The following is an 18358-nucleotide window of genomic DNA, read 5'->3' as shown; positions in this document are numbered from 1 at the left end:
GATAAAATGAAAAAATATATTTTAAGTCTAGCTTTATTAGCAACTTGTGCTTTAGCTGGTGAGTTAAAATATCAAGAAATTGAAGGATTTTTAAGTCCTGAAAGTGTTTTTGTAGATAAAAATGCCGTATATGTTTCCAATGTAGGAAAAAAGCTTGAGCCTTTAGCAAAGGATAATGATGGTTTTATTTCTAAACTTGATAAAAATGGAAAAGTTTTAGAATATAAATTTTTGAGTGGTTTAAATGCTCCAAAAGGTATGAAAGAAATTGACAATATTTTATATGTTGTGGATATTGATACGCTAAAAGGTTTTGATCTATCCACTAAAAAAGAGGTTTTTACTTTGCCTATAAAAGGAGCGATTTTTCTTAACGATATAGAAAAGCTTAATGATACAACGCTTTTAATCAGCGATACAGGAACGGGTATTGTCCATAAGATTGATTTGAAAACAAAAAAATATGATGAATTGTTAAAATTAGATCTTAAAGAATTTGGCGGCCCAAATGGTTTGTTTTTACACCAAAACCTTCTTTATATCGCTGGATATGATCCTAGTGGAGTTAGCGGAGGAGTGGTTTTAAGCTATGATCTTAAAAATAAGAAAATTCAAGTGATCAAAAGCGAAAAAGAACCTTATGATGGTATAGTTTTAAAAAATAATATTTTATATGTAAGTTCTTGGGGAAAAGATCTAAAAGGTGTAATTTATGCTTTAAATTTAAAAAATAAAAGTGTTAAAAAACTTGATCTTCCTTTGATAAAAGGACCAGCGGATATATTTTTAGATAAAAATAATTTATGGATTCCTAAGATGGCAGAAGGTAAAATACTTAAGGTTGAACTTGAGTAAAGGAAATTATGACTTCTTTTAAAAAAATTTTTTGGCTTAATATTTTTATCGTTATCATTATAGCCTTCAATCTTAGAGCCCCTATTACAACGATAGGGCCTATGGTTGATGTTATCAAAGAAGAATTTAATCTAAATTCCACTTTTTTAGGAATTTTAACCAGTTTGCCTTTGATAGCTTTTGGAAGTATTTCCTTTATCGTGGGTTATTTTTCCGCTATTCGTGCGGTTATTGTAGGAATTTTTTTAATCTTTATTGGTGAGCTTTTACGTTCTTATCTAGGGCTTTATGGTTTGTTTATAGGTATGCTTGCTATAGGCTGTGGGATAGCGATTGCCAATGTAGTTTTGCCAAGTTTTATCAAAGAAAAATTTCCTAAACAAATGTCAAGTGTTATGGGTTTATATAGCTTTATTTTAAGTGTCTCTTCTATAGTAGGCATTGCTTTAGCTACGCCTTTACTTCATGCTTTTAATTTATCTTTAGCCATGGTATTTTGGGCTATTTTTGCTTTTATAGCCTTGGTGATTTATTTTCCTCAAGCAAAAAATGGAAGGCTTTTTAGAGCTAAAAAACCTTCTTCTAAACAAGTGAATATTTTTAAACACCCTACAACATGGAAAATCACTCTTTTTATGGGATTTCAAAGCTTTTTAGCTTATTCTTTATTTTTTTGGTATGTTCAAATAGTTACTGAAAAAGGCTTTGCTAAAGATTTTGTAACCAATATGCTTTTATTTGGGCAATTAGTTGCTATGCCAGTTTCTCTTTTTGGACCCTTACTTTTAGGCAAGATTAAAAAAGAATACCACACAAGCTATATTGCGATTTTGTGTGCTATGTATGCTATATCTTTTGGAATTTTACTCATTTGTAATAATGAATTTATGATTATTTTGGGCGCTTTTATTATGGGTTTTCCTTGGGGTGGTGTTTTTGGCATAGTTTTGCTTTTTATCGCTCAAAAAAGTCACAATGCACAAATTGCAGCGAGACTTTCAGCCTTCGCTCAAGGCTTTGGGTATTTAATCGCTGCACAAGGGCAGTGGATTATAGGGTTTTTACATGATCAATTTGGAAATTTTTCAGGCGCCATTGTGATGCTTTTTGCAATTGGAATTATAGTAAATATTGTTGGATATCTATCCTATAAAAGCGAAGTTATCAAATAAGCTTAAGTATTTTTTCAAGTAAAATATCCGATCCATTTTTTTGGATAATATCTTGCAAATTTTTAGAGATACTTTCTAAATTTGTATCTAAAATAGTTTTTAAAATTTCATCTACGTTAGCATTATTTTGTGTAAAAATTTTACATAAATTTTGATCTTGTAAAAATTTAGCGTTAAAGTATTGATGATTTTTTGCCGCATAAGGATAAGGGATGAAAATAGCAGGCAAAGCATTAGCGCAAAGTTCAAAAAGTGTGCTTGCGCCCGCTCTTGATATAGCCAGATCGGCTATATGCATTTTTTCTTCTAAATTTGGACTAAAGTCAAATACATCAGCTTTAATATTTAAGTTTTGATAAATTAGTTTGTATTTTTCTAAATCATTTTTTCCACATTGGTGGATAATATTAATATTTTTTTCATTTAAACTAGGTGCTAATTGTATGGCTAATTCATTGATAAAACTAGCTCCTTGAGAGCCTCCTAGAAAAATAATACTTTTTAATTCTTTGCGAATTCTTGCGTGATTAAAAAATTTATCTGCCACAGGATAAGGCGTAAAATCTTCTTCAAAAGCACTAAAAAACTTTTTAGAAAAAGGTTTTAAAAGCTTATTTAAAGAGCCACTTTTTGAATTTTGTTCATGTATAAATAAAGGTATTCCAGAAAATAAAGCACCAAAAGATGCAGGTGCTGCGCTGTATCCTCCTACACTAATAACAGCTTTTACTTTATAGTCTTTAAAAATTTGTCTGCATTCTTTAGAAAGTTTTAAAATGTGTAAAAAAGAATTGATTTTATTGAATTTGCTTTGATTAACAACGCCTTGAGAGCTTAGAAAAAATTTATCCTTAAAACGTGTTTCTTTTTCAAACCACGCTTTATCTTGTCCGTTTTGACTGCCTATATAAATACAAGCTATATTTTTTCTTTGCGCACTTTCTAATAAACATCTTACTATGGCTAGATGTCCACCTGTGCCACCTCCAGTTAAAACGATCATAATTTAACCTTTTTAGAAATCATCAATACATACCCTATGCCTATACAAATTGCCCACATGGAACTTCCACCATAACTTAAAAGCGGAACCGCAACACCTTTAAGCGGAGTAAGGGAGATAATACCAAAGGCATTCATAAAAAATGAAAAAAGCAAAAGTAAAGCAATGCCAGAGCAAAAGATAAAATGCTCTTTTTTATCGCAACGTCCTGCTATTCTAAAAATTCTTAAAATCATCCAAAGATAAATAAAGCAAATAATTCCGAGTCCAAAAAGTCCGATTTCTTCTGTGATACCAGAGAGGATAAAGTCTGTATGAACTTCACTTAAAAAACCTAATTTAAAAGTTCCAAGCCCTAAACCTTCCCCAAATATCCCTCCATGGGCTATAGCATTTAAAGAGTGTGAAATTTGATATGGCTCTGCATTAGTACTTACTCTTAAAGCATTAGCCATCCAATCAGGAAGCATTGGCAAAAAGGCATCTTGTATATTTCCCCACCAAGATGCGATTCTTTGGATACGCCTTTGGTTGCTAAAAATAACCATTATGCCCACCATCATAATGATTAAAGTTCCAAAGGCAAAAAGCCTTTTACTAGCTCCTGCAAAAAAAGCTAAAGCTAAAATTAAAAAGAAAGAGATAACGCTTTGCCCTAAATCATTTTGCGTAATATAAATATATCCTATAACTATAGTTGCAACGATACAATAGGGTAAGAGAATTAAAACCTCATGCTTAATTGCTTTTTTACTATCATCAATACGTCTTGTATAACTCCAAGCTAGAAAATAAATGAGTCCTATTTTAAAAAATTCAACTGGAGATATAGAAAGTGGTCCTAAGCGAATCCATCTTTTAGCGCCCCCACTAGCCGTTGCTAAAGCTGAAGGTAAAAAAGGTAAAATTGTGATAAAGATAAAAGAAACAATAAGAATAGCAAGTATAATTCTTTCAGAATTTTTTTTATCTGGATCAAGCCTTGAAATAAAAAACATGATTAAAATTCCACTCACTCCAAAAAAAAGTTGGCGAGTAAAAAAGTGAAATTCATTATAATTAAAAAAAAGTACAGTAAAAACTGTCAGTGAATATGAAAAAACTATTCCTATAGTGATGAGTATACAACTTAAATAAAATAATTTCTTATCAGCAACCATTTTGATTTTTACTTTTCTTTGTTTTGGAAATAAAATTTATAAAGTTTTATTATAACCAAAATAATTAATTTTTTTGCTAAGTTTTTATAAGGATATTTTGATAGAATTGCTTTTAGTATTATTATTTCAAAGGCAAACTATGATGCAAATTCATAAAATTCTTATAGCAAATCGTGCTGAAATAGCCGTTAGAGTTATCCGTGCTTGTAGGGATTTGCATATCAAAAGTGTTGCAATTTATACCGAACCTGATCGCGAGTGTTTGCATACAAAAATTGCCGATGAAGCTTATCAAATAGGTAGCGATGCAATAAAGGGTTATTTAGATATTGCTAGGATTATAGAAGTTGCTAAGGCTTGTGGCGCTGATGCTATCCACCCAGGTTATGGTTTTTTAAGTGAAAATTATGAATTTGCTAAGGCTTGTGAAGAATCAAATATTATTTTTATAGGTCCAAAATCTGAAGTGATTTATAAAATGGGCAATAAAAATATCGCACGTAAATTGATGGCACAAAATGGGATTCCTATTGTTCCAGGTACTGAAAAATTAAATTCTTATAGTATAAATGAGATTAAAACTATAGCGGAAAAAATCGGTTATCCTGTGATTTTAAAAGCTTCAGGTGGCGGAGGGGGACGCGGAATTCGCGTTATTTATAAAGAAGAAGATCTTGAGAATGCTTTTGATTCTTGCAAAAGAGAAGCGCTGACTTATTTTAAAAACGATGAAGTATTTATGGAAAAATTTGTCATAAATCCTCGTCATATAGAATTTCAAATTTTAGGAGATAATTATGGCAATATAATACATCTTTGCGAGAGAGATTGCTCTATACAAAGAAGACATCAAAAAGTGATCGAAATTGCTCCTTGTCCTAGTATCTCTGATAATCTTAGAAAAACTATGGGTGTAACTGCTGTTGCGGCCGCTAAAGCGGTGGGTTATACCAATGCAGGAACGATAGAGTTTTTGCTTGATGATTATAACCGTTTTTATTTTATGGAAATGAATACAAGAATTCAAGTTGAACATCCTATCACAGAAGAAATTACAGGGGTTGATCTTATCGTGCGTCAAATTCGTATTGCTGCAGGGGAAATTTTAGATATAGAGCAAAGCGATGTTAAGCCTAGAGGATTTGCTATAGAAGCTAGAATTACAGCTGAAAATGTGTGGAAAAATTTTACTCCAAGTGTGGGTAAAATCAATGAATATTATCCAGCACTTGGTCCTTCTGTAAGAGTGGATAGCCATATTTACAAAGATTATACCGTGCCACCTTATTATGATTCTATGCTTGCTAAATTAATCGTTAGGGCAACGAGTTATGATTTAGCGGTTAATAAACTTGAAAGAGCTTTAAAAGAATTTACCCTAGATATTAGAACAACCATACCTTTTTTAATTGCGATTACAAAAACAAGAGAATTCAGAAGAGGTTATTTTGATACTTCTTTTATAGAAACTCATTTGCAAGAATTATTAGAAAAAACGCAAGATTGCCATCAAGAAAATAAAGAAGAGGTGGTGGCTGTGATCGCAGCAGCACTTGAAAAAATCAAAAAAGGAAAATAAATGGATTTTTTAGATAGTTTAAAAAATATAAAAAAAGAAATGCAAACTCATACCAAAGATATAAAAAAAGAAAAAAAGCAAAATAAACAGGAAAAAATTTTAGACAAAGAGATGCAAGAAATTTTTCTAAAGGAAGAAAAATTGCAAGATGAATTTTCTGAATTTATTAAAAATTCAGATATTAAGAAAATTTAATGTTTGAAATTGGATTTTGTACTCTTGAAGATCAATGTCCATATTTAGAAACAAAACGTTCAAGAATAGAATATAAATATATACAAAATTGCCCTAAGGAAATCAATACAAAATTAATCCAACGAGGCTGGAGACGCTTTGGAAGATATTTTTCTCGTCCAATTTGTAAAGATTGCGAAGAATGTCTTAGTCTTAGAATTTTAGCGGATGAGTATAAATTTTCGCGTAGTGAAAGAAGAGTTTTTAAAAAAAATATCAATACCAAAATGATACTTAGAAGACCAGCTTTAAGCAATGAGCATTTATTTTTATACGATAAGTATCATCGTTTTATGGAAGATAAGAAGAACTGGAAAAGGTATGATTTAAATTTCAGACAATATTATAATCTTTATATAGATGGATTTATGGATTTTGGTTATGAGCTTGCTTTTTATGTTGATAATAAGCTAGTTTGTGTGGATCTTATTGATGAGGTTGAAGATGGAATTTCAAGTATTTATTGTTTTTACGATCCTGATTTTTCACATCTTTCCTTGGGCAAATTTTCTCTTTTGAATGAGATTAAATTTGCTAAAAGTAAAAATTTAAAATATATTTATTTGGGATATTTTGTAAAAAAGTGTCAATCTTTATCGTATAAAGCCGATTATACACCTAATGAAATTTTAAAAGGGACAAGTTCTCTTTTTGAAAATGAGGTTTTATGGGAGAGAGAAGATGCAAATCGTGCAAACTTTAGAAACGATCAATGTTAATACTGATGATATTAGCGTTTTTCAGTATTTTAAAGACTTAATTACCAAAAATTTCACAAAAGTTATAGGGCGAAAAAATAAGATTTTTTCTTTTTTTGAAGAAAATGAAATTCCACAGCGTCGATATTTTTTAAAGGTTTTAGATCAAAAGTATCGCAAGAGTTCTAATGAAAGCATAGAGAATTTAAAAGATGCACATTTTAAAACTTTTAGACTTAATTTTGAGCAAAGTAATATGCTAAAACCTATGCTTTTTATAAAAACAAGTTTTGCAGGAAATCAAATTCTAATGCAATTAAGCTCTAATGAAAAATTGTTTGTAACTTATATGAAAAATTATTTTAAAGATCATCAAATAGAATATGATGAAATTACAAATGTTTTAATGCTTAAATATAAAGATGAAAATACCTTGGAACTTTTTGAGACTTTTGCTGATGAGAGTGAGCATTTAAAATATCGCGTTAATTTTGAAGTCGATCGTCAAGAATATAAAGATTTTCGTCAAAATATCTTTAAAAAAGAAAATGCAAAATGGAAATTTAATGCCCTAGCAAAGCTTTTTAATAACTATTTTGCAACCTTAGAATGCACACCGCAAAATGATCTTAGCGAAATCAGACAAAAATATTTAATGATGGTAAAGCTTTATCATCCTGATTTTTATCAAGGAAAAAATGCCCAAGAGAAAGCTTATGCAAGAGAGCAATTTGAAAAGATACAAATTGCTTACAATAATCTTAAAGCCCTATATAAAAACAATGCTTAAAAGACTTAAATCAAGTCTTTTAATCTATTTTTTTTCTTTCGTATATCTTTCTTAATTTACTATCAAGAGTGTAACAAAATTTAAAAAGTGCTGGTACAACTAGCAAGGTTAAAAGAGTTGAGCTAACAAGACCGAAAATAATCGCTATAGCCATAGGGGAATTGGACTCATATCCTGCTCCTCTTGAGATGGCAAGTGGAAGCATGGCAAAAATCATTGCAAAAGTTGTCATTAAAATAGCTCTTAAACGAGATTTTCCAGCGATCAATAAAGCCTCATCAGGTTCTACGCCCTCATGGCACTTTTTATTGGCTACATCCACAAGTAAAATCGCATTTTTTCCTACCATACCAAAAAGTAAGATGATGGCGATTAAAACAAAAAGTGAGAAATTGTGCCCCGTGATAAAAAGTCCTATAGAAGCTCCTCCAAAGGCTAAAGGCATGGTAATCATTATAATGAGTGGCAAAATAAGACTTTCATAAAGTGCAGCCAAGACAAGATAGATTAGTACAAAAGCTAATGCTATAGCCATAGCAAAGCCTTGAACAGTTTCTCCTAAAAGATTTATAAAGCCAGAAAAGGCATAGTTTAGATTTGAATTTTTACCTAAAATATAATCCATATTGTTAAGTAAGAGTTTTTGAACGGCTCCTAGTGAAATATCATTAACTCCGGCTGTAACCTTAATAGATCGGCTTTTATTGTAGCGATTGATGGTTTTTAAATCTTTAGTATAAGAAAAATCAACCACGCTTGAAAGATCTAAATTAATACCTTGATTATTTCTTATATTAATACGCTTTAATGCCTCTATATTTTTCTTAAAATCAGGTGAAAAGCTTAAAATAAGATCATCTTTTGAATTTCCTCTATCCATACTTCCGACGCTAAGTTGCGAAAAAGAATAACTTAGTACCGCAGCAATATATTCTGGATTAACATCTAAAAGTTTTGCTTTTTCTTTGTTGATGTGTAAAGCAACAGCATCTTTTGTGGCATTAGCATTATCACTTATATCTACAATGCGGGAATTGCTTCCTAAAATTTCTTTAGCACGATTAGCGGCTTGTTTTATGGAGTCTAAATCATCGCCTAAAACTAAAAATTGAACTGGATCATCAATTCCTGCACCTTCTATTTTTGGAAGTTCTAAAACTTTAATTTTGATACCATCTTCTTGGAATTTTTGACGATATAAATTAACTATCGCACTTTGCCTTAACTTTCTCTCGCCTAAATTTTTGAGTTTGATATAAATTTTAGCTTTTGTAGCGTCTTTGGCATCATCATAACCTAAAATCAAAAAGGCGTATTTTACGTTTTCATCTGTTTGAATTTTTTCTAGCAGATTAAGACTTTTTTTTCTCATAGCTTCAAAACTTAGATCTTGCTTACTTTCAAGTAAAACTTGAATTTCGCTATCATCTTCCATAGGTAAAAAATCAAGCCCAATACGACTAGCTAAATCAAAGGATAAGATTACAAAAACGAGACTTGCTAAGATAAATTTAGTTTTATTTTTTAAAATTTTATAAAGTATATTTTCATATTTTTCTTCTATTTTTTGAAAAAAAGCTTCACTTCTTTGATAAAATCGGCTTTCTTTCGGATTTAAAAATCTAGCACTTAAACTTGGAATTAAAAATATAGAAACTAAAAAGCTGATCACAATACCACTTGCAGCGCTAATTCCTAGGGCATTAAAAAATAGCCCCGGAATGGATTTCATATAAGAAATAGGGATAAAAACACAAAGTAAAACAACACTGATGCTTAATACACTAAAACCTATTTCATTAACTCCTAAAAAGGCAGCTTGTAAGGGCGAATGTTCTTTTAATTTTTTAGCGATATTTTCAATAACAACAATGGCATCATCTATAAAAATTCCTATACTTAGAGTTAGAGCAATAAAAGTGAGGCGATTTAAATCATAACCTAAAATATCAATGATAAAAAAAGTTGAAATAATTGAAGTTGGGATAGCAACACAAGCAATAAGAGTAGCGCTTAAATTTCTCAAAAATAAAAATACAATAATCAGCGTTAAAAAAATACCCAAAACCATATCGAAAATAACCTGTGAAAGGTGTTTGTAGATATTTAAACTTTTATCATAAACAATGTCAAGTTTTATATCGCTAGGAATTTGCTTTTCTAAAGTGCTTAGAGATTTTTTGACATTTTTTATCATTTGGAGTGTGTTATAGTTGCTTACTTTACCAAGCTCTAAAAGCACACCTTCTTTACCTTGATAAATCGCACTTTGTTTTTCATCCTCATAAAGGCTTTTTATGTCTGCAATATCGCTTAAAAATACACCTGTTTTGATGCGTAAATTTTTTAACTCATTTAAATCATTAGCCTCAAAATAACCTTTGATAATATAATTATCATCTTGATTGTTTAATTCTCCTAAAGCTTGTTTAAAATTTTGACTTTTGATGATATTGGCTACATCATAGGCATTAAGATTATATTTTTGCAATTGTTCAGGCTTTAAATTGATACGAATTTGAGGCTTTAAAAAACCCTTAGCATCAATTTTTCCTACACCATCAACCCTTTGCAAAAAAGGTTTAATTTTGTCATTGATGTTTTGCATCAGTGAAAGTTTATCGGGTGAGTAAAGAAAAAGTGATATAGCCGAGCCTGAATCAGAGCTTATTTTTTCAACTTCAGGTTTGGTTGGAAGGCTTAGGGTGCCTATTTTATCTCTTACATCGTTGGCAGCTACTTCAAGATTTTTTCCAAGTTTAAACTCAACAACAGAAACGCTAAAATTATCATACGCAACCGAAGTGATGGTTTTAACCCCATCAATTTCACTCAAGGCATTTTCAATTTCTTTGGTGATTTTTGATTCTATAAAATTTAAATCCCCATTTGCTTTGCTTGTGATTTTAATAAGAGGTATGGAGACATTAGGAAATAAATTGACACTCATGTTAAATGCAGAAATAAGCCCAAAAATAATGAGTGCTAAAAAAAACATCAATACAGTAATAGGTCTATTTATCGCTAATTTAAACATATTTTAATCTTTTGTAATGATTTTGCCTTCCCCAAAAAGACCTGGGGTTAATCCGGAAGCTTCAACTTCGGCATAAATTTTTCTTGTTCTAACTTCTATACTTGGATAAATTAAGCTGATTTTTCCTTTGATTTGATTATCGCTTTGATCTATTTTATAGATAAATTCATCTCCAACCTTTACTTTGTCTTTATATTTTTCATCAAAGCTTAAAACAAGTTTGCTTTGCGGGTAAGAAAAAATTTCTACCAAAGGTTGAGCTACTCCACCAACCCCTTCTCCAATTTGTATAAATTTGTTTGCAATGATTGCATCATAAGGGGCTCTTAGTTCTTTTTTTTCGAGTATGTTTTTATAGTAATCTATATTGATTTTAGCTTTGGTTAAATTTAAGCTAGCAATATTAAATTGTGTTTTCATATCTTCATAGCTTTGTTTATCGATAACATCTTGAACGGAATTGATTTTTTTCATCTTGCTTTTTGTATTTTCGTATTGAGCTAAGGCTAGGTTATATGAATTTTTAGCATTTTCAAGGGCTATTTTTTCGCTAGTTTGATCAAGAGCAAGTAAAAGATCCCCCTTTTTAACCTTTTGTCCGATTGTGATTGGAATTTGAGAAACTATTCCTATGCTTTCTATGGCTAATTTGCTTTGTTTTGAGGCTTCTACATTGAAACTAGCATAAATTTCTTCCGCAAAAATCATATTGAAAGAAAATATTAAAAATAAAAATATTTTCATTGTTTCACCTTTGAAATGATTTGTATTCCAGCATTAAAATAATAATTTGCTTTTGTGATTTCAAATTCATTTTGTGCTAATTCTAAGTCGCTTTGAGCTTTGAATTTAGCCTCTAAAGCTTGTAAGTATTCTACGTAAGAAACAAGTCCCGCGCTATATTTTTTATCTATACTTTCAAAAGCTATGTTAGCAGCTTTAAGTGCTGATTTTAAAGCCATAATTTGTTCTTTTAAAACTTTTATATTTTTAAGTAAATATAGCAATTCTTCGCGGTTTTTTCTTTCGTTTAATCTCGCATTTGCATTTGCAATTTGCACATTTAAGCGTTCTTTTTCAACCTTTTTAGCTCTAGAATTAAAATCAAAAATTTTCCATTCTAAACCTAAAATAATTTGATTATTTTGTGAATATTTTTGCAAAATTTCATTGGTTATATCAATAAAAGGATAGGGGACTTTTGGATTGTAATTGTTTTTGTAAAATCCGAAATTATCCTGAATAAAAAATTTAGGATAGTATTGAGATTTAGCTAAATTAACATTTTCTTTAGCTAAATTAACATTTTCTCTTGCAATAAGCACGTCATAATTATTTAACACTTTATCATAAAAAGGTTTTTCTAATGTCGCTTGGCCTTCAGGGATGAGATTTTCTCCTGTTAAAATTCTAATTTCTTTTTGGATATTTTCAAGTTTTAATTCATTTTGATGTAACATTAAAACACTTAAATGAAATTTAGCCTCTATGCTTTCTAATTCATCCTTAGAACTAAGTCCTGTTGAATAAAATTTTTTCAATCTTTGCAAGGTTGATTTTAAAAACTCCACTTTTTGTTCATCTGCGGCTATGATTTTTCTTAAACTTAAAGAGTTAAAATAAAGAGTAGTTGCATTTAGGGCTAAATAATTTCTAGTTTGCTCTTTACTAAGCAGACTGATTTTTTCTTGTTCTTTTAAAGCCCTTAAGTTAGCTTCTCTAGCTCCGCCATCAAAAAGTAGAAAATTAAGAGAAAATTTGGCAAATAAACTTTCTTGAGGATCAATGATAAAACGATCTTTGTTGTTAGCCACGTAGGCTGAATTTAAACTAAGACTTGGCAAATAATTTCTAAAAGCTTCACTGCTTGCAAGTTTAGCTTGTTCGCTTTGAATTTGTTTAATAAAATATTGCTCGTTTTTTTGACTTAAATTAATAAGTTCTTTTAAATTAGAACCAAACAATACTAAAGGTAGAAATAAAATAATATTTAAAAATCTCATAAGCTAGAGTATAACATACTTAAGCTTAAGAGAATTTAGTGTGATTAGTATTTATAAGAAACGGATAAAATTCCTTTGATACCTTCTCCATAATAGCAAGAATAATAACATCCGCTAACATATTTTTTATTAAAGATATTATCGATATTTAATTGAACATTCCATTTATCATAATTATATCTAAAGGCAAGATCATAAAGTGTGTATGAAGGCACCTTAATATTAGGGTTGCCAGCCTCATCGGTACTACTTCCTATATAGCGTATTCCAAAGCTACTTTTAAAATTTTGCTTATGATCGATTTTAAAGGTATGAGAAATTTTAGTGGCAAAAATATCTTTTGGCATCATTGGCGTTCTTATGGTTTTTAATGCATCTAAAGAGGTGTGAGTTTGAAAATAATGTGTATAAGCTAAAGTGTAATCTATACTTTCACTCAAAGCTACATTTGAGCTTAGTTCTAAACCTTTAGCATTTTGCTTTCCAGCTTGTATGGATACGGGTATAGGCGCACTTGGATCGGCATTAACTAGAGCATTTTTTTCTTGGATGTCAAAATAAGAAAGATTAAGTTCTCCATCGATAAAATAAGGAAGATATTTAAAACCAGCTTCGTATTGTCTGCTTTCATAAGGCTTATAATCCTTACCATCCCCATCGCTTCCAGCTATAGGTCTAAAGGCTCCTGAGTAACTTACAAAAGGCATCAATCCTATATCTTCAAATACATACATTAAGCCTGTTTGAAAGGTTGTGTGATTGACATTGTAATCGCTTTTGCTTCCAAAGCTTTTTGCATTGCTTTTAGCTTTATCAAAACGCATACCAAGATCCAAAATCCATTTATCATAAAGTTTAGCTCTATCTTGGACATATAAGCCTAATTGCGATTGTTTTATTAAATAAGTAGGCACTTTGCTTTTAATTTGTGGGGTATGATCAGGATCAAAGATATTAACATTGCTTGCACTTCCATAACCATATTTTCCATTGACATAGATATATTGATAATCTATTCCGCTTGTAAGGGTATTTTCAAGTTCTTTGTAGCTATTTTTTAAAATCAGTCTATTATCTAAGGTATGGCTTCTTGCTATACCATCTAAGATGATAGAACTTCTTGTGGCTGTAGTAGGATTGTCAGGATCTAAAGCTGAAAAACTTACAGCAAATTGACTTTTATCTTCCATATTGTAGCGATAATTTTGCATAAAAGTTAATTCATCATTGAAATAATGTATGAATTCATATCCTAAGGAATATTGCTTTCTTTTTAGATAATCACTCAAAGGCGATCCTAAATTTGTACTTGGTTTAATTGTTCCTTGCGGTGTATCAATAATGGTTCCATAAACAGGAAAAAAGCCGGTTGTAGGGACTCCTTGATCGTATTGAAAACTTGCAAGAAGTGTTAAAAAAGTATCATCATTTATATCTACGGCTAAACTTGGTGCAAAATAGTAATGCTCTTGCCAAGTTCCATCAAGCTGTCCATTTTGTCTAAAATAATTTCCTACGATTCTAAAATTACTGTTTGTATTAAAAGCCTTATCTCCAACATCAAAAAATAAGCCATTTTGAGATAAATTTCCTATCTTAGCTCCAATTTCTGCTATAGGAGTTTTTTGAGGTCTTTTGCTGACTAGATTGATCACGCCGCCACTTTGAGAAGATCCATAGCTTAGAGAATCAGCCCCTTTAACAACTTCTATTTTTTCTAAACCATACAAATCAGGAGACCATCCAAAATATCCACCCTTGTAAATTGCTGTTCCGTCTAAAACCAAACTTGCATCAAACCCTCTTAATTTAAGCCAATCTGTCGTATCTAAATCCGCACCATAAATTTGAGAAACAAAACCACTTTCATAACGAGTGATTTCATCAAGTTGTTCTGCGCCTTCTTCTTGAATTTGTTTAGAGCTGATCACAGAAACACTTTTTGGACTAAGATAATCCACGCTTTGACTTCCTTTTTCAACAGATCCCACAACGCTAACAGCGCCGAGTTCATAAGAGGATTCTTTAGCTAAAGCTAAACTTGCACTTATTGAAATAAGTAAAAAAGAATTGAATATTTTATTCATAAAAACAAGATCTCCTTTTTTTGTAAAAACAAATTGAATTTTAATTATAATAATGAAATTGACTTTCAAAATGTGAATTATATAATTTTAAAATTTAAAGAAAAATTATTTTTTATTTATTTTTTATTTTTCTTTATGTTATAATCCGAGCTTAAGTTTTTCAAAGAGGATATGATGAGTAATGGCACTCATAAAAAGTTGCAATGTAAATTTTAAAAATCAAAATCAATATATTATTTATCCTACAAATTTATGTTTTGAAAATGATAAAATTTATGCTCTTATGGGGCATAATGGTTCAGGGAAATCTACTTTATTGAAAATTTTAGCCAGACAATTAAAACCATCTTCTGGAAAAGTTTGCTTTGATGATGAAGATATAGCGAAACTTCCTTCAAAAAAATTAGCTCAAAAAATAGCTTATTTGCCGCAACATTTGCCTAATTTAGGATATTTAAGCGTAAAAGAACTTGTGAAAATGGGGCGTTATTCTTATGAAAAATTGTTTTTTAAAAATCAAGATGAAGGATTGATTGAGGAAGTGATGAGATTGACAAATACTTTAAGTTTGTCAAATAGAGAAATTCATACCCTTTCTGGCGGAGAAAAGACAAGGGCTTTTTTAGCCATGCTTTTGGCTCAAAAAAGCGAATTTTTATTTTTAGATGAACCTTTGGCTGCTTTGGATATCGTGTATCAATTTGAATTGATGGAATTAATATCTAGATTAAATAAAGAATTTAAAGTAGGTATAGTGCTGATTTTGCATGATATTAACTTAGCGGCATTGTATTGTGATGAAATCATTGCTTTAAAAAAAGGAAGGGTTATTTTTAATGCAAACAAGCAAGAGTTTATGCAAGAAGAAAAATTAAAAGATATATTTAATATTGATGCTAACATTATAGAGCATCCTAAGAGAAAATCTCCTATTGCGCTTTTTTGATATGAAAAAAATTGCTGTTTTATTTTTAATTTTATTTGAATTTATACAAGCTAAAGAATTAAAAATTATCGCTTTAGATTGGACTATGGCTGAAACAATGATGATGTTAAATTATCAACCTTTAGCGGTTGGAGATAAAAGGATATACAATACTTGGGTTAAAGAACCTGCTTTGCCTAAAGATGTAAAGGATGTTGGTCTTAGAGTTCAGCCTAATATAGAATATATGATCAATTTAAAGCCTGATTTGATCATAACTTCATCTTTATTTAGCATTGATAATCATATTTTAAAAAATAAAATAAAAATTATTGATTTTTATCAAAATAAAAAAGATGTGTATTCTAGCATCAACGAAGGTGTTTTACAGATAGGAATTCTCTTAAATAAAAAGCAAGAAGCTTTAAATCTTATCGACGATACAAGAATCTTTTTTGAAACTTCTAAAAAGAAATTGCGCTATACCAAACCTATTGCTATAGTTCAATTTATAGATAAAAAACATTTAAGAATTTATAATAAACACAGTCTTTTTGGTGCGGTCTTGGATCAACTTGGTTTAAAAAATGCTTATGATAAAAATATAAACAATGCTTGGGGTGTTGATATAATAAGTTTTTTAGATCTTTTAAAACTTCCAAAAAAGACAAAATTTATAGTGATTAAGCCAACTCCTTTTGTGCTCGATAAAGAATTAAAGCAAAATCCTTTTTATCAAAAAATGAATATTTTTAAGGATTATAATGAATTAGAGCCTATTTGGAGTGCAGGATCATTGATGAGTATGAGACGTTTTGCTAAAGATCTTTTGAAGGTGATTGAGTGAAAAAAATTATTTTTTCATGTATATTTGTATTGATTGCTTTATTTTGTATTTTTCTTTTTTTGGAATTTGATTTTTTGAAAAAATATGATCAAGAAAATTTACTTTCTTTTGTTTTTGTAAATTATAATTTAAGCCGTTTTTTTATGTGTTTATTGTGCGGTTTTTTACTCGCTTTTTCTTCTTTGATTTTGCGTATCGTGATGCAAAATCCTTTAGCCAGTGATACAACTTTAGGTGTGGCCCCGAGTGCTAGTTTTGCTATCTTAATCGCTACTTTATTTTTTCCTGATTTTTTAAATATTTCAAAAGTGTTGATGGGCTTTTTAGGGGCTTTTTTAATTTTATTTTTAATTTTTATTTTTATGCTTAAAAAGCATTTAAATTCTACAAGTATCATCCTTTTAGGTCTCATAAGTGGGATGGTTTTTGGTGCTTTAAGTTCTTTGATGATTCTTTTTTATCCAGAGGAAAGCAAGTCTTTTTTACTTTTTAATAGCGGTTATTTTACTCAAAATGGTTTTAAAGATGTTATAGAGCTTTTTTGTTATTCTAGCATAGCGTTAATTAGCTTGTATTTTTTTATCCCTTATTTAAAAATTTTAAATTTAGGAGATAAGCTTGCAAGCAGTGTTGGGCAAAATATCTTTTATGTTAAATTTTTTGCCTTGTGTTTGAGTGCTTATTTTATCACTTTGGTGGTTTCTTTTGTAGGAGTGATTAGCTTTTTAGGTTTGTTTGCGAGTATTTTTGTGGAATTTTTTAAGATAAAAAACACAAGAAAAGAGTTTTTGCTTTGTGGTTTTTTAGGCTTTTTTTTATTGTTTGGGGTGGATTTATTTTTACAAATTTTACAAATTACAAAAGGGGTTGATTTGCCTACAGGGGGAGTTTTGGCATTGCTTGGATCTCCCCTACTTATTTTTGCTGTTTTTAAAATGCTAAAAGAAAATTTTAGCGATGATGATATTTATATTTTTTCTTATTTTAAGGAAAAATATATCATTTTAGGTTTAATCTTGCTTGTTTTGATGCTATTTTTTTTTAATTTATATTTTGATTTTTCAACTTTGAGTTTTAAAAATATATTGAATGAAATTTTAGCATTAAGATTAAATAAACTTGTTATTTTGCTTTTATGCGGTGTTTTGTTAGCTTTGGTTGGGTTTATCTTACAAAGATTGAGTTTTAATCCTATGGCATCACCTGAGATGCTAGGGATTAATTCCGGAGCAAGCTTGGGCGTTTTATTTGCTTTGTATTTTTCTTTAGAATATGTTCAAATTTTTGCTATTATAGGGGCTTTATCGGTTTTATGCTTTTTATTTTTTTTAAGCTTTAAATTTAATATCAATATGCAAAAAATCATCCTTGTAGGTATAGCTATAATGTTTTTTGCAGATGCTTTGGGCAAAATTTTCTTAGCTAGTGGAGATTTTAAAGCTTATGCTTTTTTAGCTTATACTCAAGCAGGACTTATTAATATAGATGAAAATTTAAGTTTATTTTTATTAATTTATACGGGTATTTTTTTGTTGGCTTTATATGTGCTATATCCTAGTTTAAAAATTTTTTCTTTAGGGGAAAATTGTGCTTTAAGTCTAGGGCTTAATGTGGTAAAAATTAGAATTATCTTTCTTGTTTTAAGTGCCTTTGCTTGTGCTTTAAGCGCTTTATGCATAGGTCCTTTTAGCTTTGTGGGTTTATTAGCTCCTCATATTATGAAATTATTGGGTATTAAAAAGCTTTATAATCAACTTTTTGTGACAGCCTTGCTTGGAATTTGCTTAATGTTTTTGGCTTATTTTATATCCAAAATCATTTTATTTCCTTATGAAATTCCTTTGGGTATTGTAGCGACTTTACTAGGAAGTATTTATTTATTTTTTATGATAAAAAGATATTAAAATTTTTTATTAAGCTCGTATTAAGTATAATCAAAATTCTGATTTTAATATAAAGGCTTTCTTC

At 29.8% G+C, this 18358-nt stretch carries 15 protein-coding genes; 9 read left to right on the top strand and 6 right to left on the bottom strand.

Annotated elements, in window-relative coordinates; translation table 11 throughout:
- Positions 1-6 precede the first annotated feature (6 nt).
- Positions 7-855: a YncE family protein gene (locus tag H2280_RS03795; RefSeq protein WP_337196111.1), complete on the top strand. Its 849-nt coding sequence runs from the start codon at positions 7-9 to the stop codon at positions 853-855.
- A gap of 8 nt (positions 856-863) precedes the next feature.
- Positions 864-2027 carry a CynX/NimT family MFS transporter gene (locus tag H2280_RS03790; protein ID WP_337215722.1) on the top strand — a complete coding sequence of 388 codons (1164 nt, stop codon included), beginning with the start codon at positions 864-866 and terminating at the stop codon, positions 2025-2027.
- Here H2280_RS03790 and murG read toward each other — a convergent pair.
- Positions 2020-3033 (bottom strand): undecaprenyldiphospho-muramoylpentapeptide beta-N-acetylglucosaminyltransferase, encoded by a 1014-nt coding sequence (gene murG, locus H2280_RS03785; protein ID WP_442862193.1) that lies wholly within the window; start codon positions 3031-3033, stop codon positions 2020-2022. The genes H2280_RS03790 and murG overlap by 8 nt on opposite strands.
- Positions 3027-4190 (bottom strand): putative lipid II flippase FtsW, encoded by a 1164-nt coding sequence (gene ftsW, locus H2280_RS03780; protein WP_337196110.1) that lies wholly within the window; start codon positions 4188-4190, stop codon positions 3027-3029. Before ftsW ends, murG begins: the two co-directional genes overlap by 7 nt.
- 139 nt (positions 4191-4329) lie before the next feature.
- On the opposite strand from ftsW, the gene H2280_RS03775 reads away from it, so the two are divergent.
- Genes H2280_RS03775 through H2280_RS03760 form a run of 4 tightly spaced genes read left to right on the top strand, consistent with a single transcriptional unit; the run spans position 4330 to position 7491 of the window.
- Positions 4330-5769, top strand: coding sequence for an acetyl-CoA carboxylase subunit A (locus H2280_RS03775; protein ID WP_337215747.1), 1440 nt, complete (start codon positions 4330-4332; stop codon positions 5767-5769).
- The gene (locus H2280_RS03770; protein WP_137623383.1) at positions 5770-5964 is read left to right on the top strand and encodes a hypothetical protein; all 195 of its coding nucleotides are present in this window, start codon (positions 5770-5772) and stop codon (positions 5962-5964) included.
- On the top strand, positions 5964-6722 hold the full coding sequence (locus H2280_RS03765; protein ID WP_137623382.1) for an arginyltransferase: 759 nt from the start codon (positions 5964-5966) through the stop codon (positions 6720-6722). The genes H2280_RS03770 and H2280_RS03765 overlap by 1 nt, the downstream gene beginning before the upstream one ends.
- Positions 6685-7491, top strand: coding sequence for an adenylosuccinate lyase (locus H2280_RS03760; protein WP_337196107.1), 807 nt, complete (start codon positions 6685-6687; stop codon positions 7489-7491). The genes H2280_RS03765 and H2280_RS03760 overlap by 38 nt, the downstream gene beginning before the upstream one ends.
- A gap of 19 nt (positions 7492-7510) precedes the next feature.
- On the opposite strand, the gene H2280_RS03755 is transcribed toward H2280_RS03760, so the two are convergent.
- From H2280_RS03755 to H2280_RS03740, 4 genes are read right to left on the bottom strand one after another with little or no spacing between them, the layout of a single operon-like run.
- Positions 7511-10528, bottom strand: a complete 3018-nt coding sequence (locus H2280_RS03755; RefSeq protein ID WP_337215721.1) for an efflux RND transporter permease subunit — start codon at positions 10526-10528, stop codon at positions 7511-7513.
- A gap of 3 nt (positions 10529-10531) precedes the next feature.
- Positions 10532-11272: an efflux RND transporter periplasmic adaptor subunit gene (locus H2280_RS03750; protein WP_337215720.1), complete on the bottom strand. Its 741-nt coding sequence runs from the start codon at positions 11270-11272 to the stop codon at positions 10532-10534.
- Positions 11269-12531 carry a TolC family protein gene (locus H2280_RS03745; protein WP_337215719.1) on the bottom strand — a complete coding sequence of 421 codons (1263 nt, stop codon included), beginning with the start codon at positions 12529-12531 and terminating at the stop codon, positions 11269-11271. Before H2280_RS03745 ends, H2280_RS03750 begins: the two co-directional genes overlap by 4 nt.
- A 44-nt stretch (positions 12532-12575) precedes the next feature.
- Positions 12576-14618: a TonB-dependent siderophore receptor gene (locus H2280_RS03740; RefSeq protein ID WP_337215718.1), complete on the bottom strand. Its 2043-nt coding sequence runs from the start codon at positions 14616-14618 to the stop codon at positions 12576-12578.
- A 181-nt stretch (positions 14619-14799) separates the two neighbouring features.
- On the opposite strand from H2280_RS03740, the gene H2280_RS03735 reads away from it, so the two are divergent.
- Genes H2280_RS03735 through H2280_RS03725 form a run of 3 tightly spaced genes read left to right on the top strand, consistent with a single transcriptional unit; the run spans position 14800 to position 18294 of the window.
- Positions 14800-15564, top strand: coding sequence for an ABC transporter ATP-binding protein (locus H2280_RS03735; protein ID WP_337215717.1), 765 nt, complete (start codon positions 14800-14802; stop codon positions 15562-15564).
- A gap of 1 nt (position 15565) precedes the next feature.
- Complete coding sequence (locus H2280_RS03730) at positions 15566-16390, top strand: ABC transporter substrate-binding protein (protein ID WP_337215716.1); 825 nt, start codon at positions 15566-15568, stop codon at positions 16388-16390.
- Positions 16387-18294, top strand: coding sequence for an iron ABC transporter permease (locus H2280_RS03725; RefSeq protein ID WP_337215715.1), 1908 nt, complete (start codon positions 16387-16389; stop codon positions 18292-18294). Before H2280_RS03730 ends, H2280_RS03725 begins: the two co-directional genes overlap by 4 nt.
- The last annotated feature ends 64 nt before the right edge of the window (positions 18295-18358 follow it).

The organism is Campylobacter sp. 2457A (assembly GCF_020135895.1).
GTDB lineage: Bacteria > Campylobacterota > Campylobacteria > Campylobacterales > Campylobacteraceae > Campylobacter_D > Campylobacter_D taeniopygiae.
Note: the sequence above shows the minus strand (reverse complement) of the source record. Positions and strands in the feature narration are given on the sequence as shown.

What these genes read in the sequence shown, in the direction of transcription:
- H2280_RS03795 (WP_337196111.1), top strand. Translation starts at nt 7, where the DNA reads ATGAAAAAATATATTTTAAGTCTAGCTTTATTAGCAACTTGTGCTTTA.
- H2280_RS03790 (WP_337215722.1), top strand. Translation starts at nt 864, where the DNA reads ATGACTTCTTTTAAAAAAATTTTTTGGCTTAATATTTTTATCGTTATC.
- ftsW (WP_337196110.1), bottom strand. Translation starts at nt 4,190, where the DNA reads ATGGTTGCTGATAAGAAATTATTTTATTTAAGTTGTATACTCATCACT.
- H2280_RS03775 (WP_337215747.1), top strand. Translation starts at nt 4,330, where the DNA reads ATGATGCAAATTCATAAAATTCTTATAGCAAATCGTGCTGAAATAGCC.
- H2280_RS03770 (WP_137623383.1), top strand. Translation starts at nt 5,770, where the DNA reads ATGGATTTTTTAGATAGTTTAAAAAATATAAAAAAAGAAATGCAAACT.
- H2280_RS03765 (WP_137623382.1), top strand. Translation starts at nt 5,964, where the DNA reads ATGTTTGAAATTGGATTTTGTACTCTTGAAGATCAATGTCCATATTTA.
- H2280_RS03760 (WP_337196107.1), top strand. Translation starts at nt 6,685, where the DNA reads ATGCAAATCGTGCAAACTTTAGAAACGATCAATGTTAATACTGATGAT.
- H2280_RS03755 (WP_337215721.1), bottom strand. Translation starts at nt 10,528, where the DNA reads ATGTTTAAATTAGCGATAAATAGACCTATTACTGTATTGATGTTTTTT.
- H2280_RS03750 (WP_337215720.1), bottom strand. Translation starts at nt 11,272, where the DNA reads ATGAAAATATTTTTATTTTTAATATTTTCTTTCAATATGATTTTTGCG.
- H2280_RS03745 (WP_337215719.1), bottom strand. Translation starts at nt 12,531, where the DNA reads ATGAGATTTTTAAATATTATTTTATTTCTACCTTTAGTATTGTTTGGT.
- H2280_RS03740 (WP_337215718.1), bottom strand. Translation starts at nt 14,618, where the DNA reads ATGAATAAAATATTCAATTCTTTTTTACTTATTTCAATAAGTGCAAGT.
- H2280_RS03735 (WP_337215717.1), top strand. Translation starts at nt 14,800, where the DNA reads ATGGCACTCATAAAAAGTTGCAATGTAAATTTTAAAAATCAAAATCAA.
- H2280_RS03730 (WP_337215716.1), top strand. Translation starts at nt 15,566, where the DNA reads ATGAAAAAAATTGCTGTTTTATTTTTAATTTTATTTGAATTTATACAA.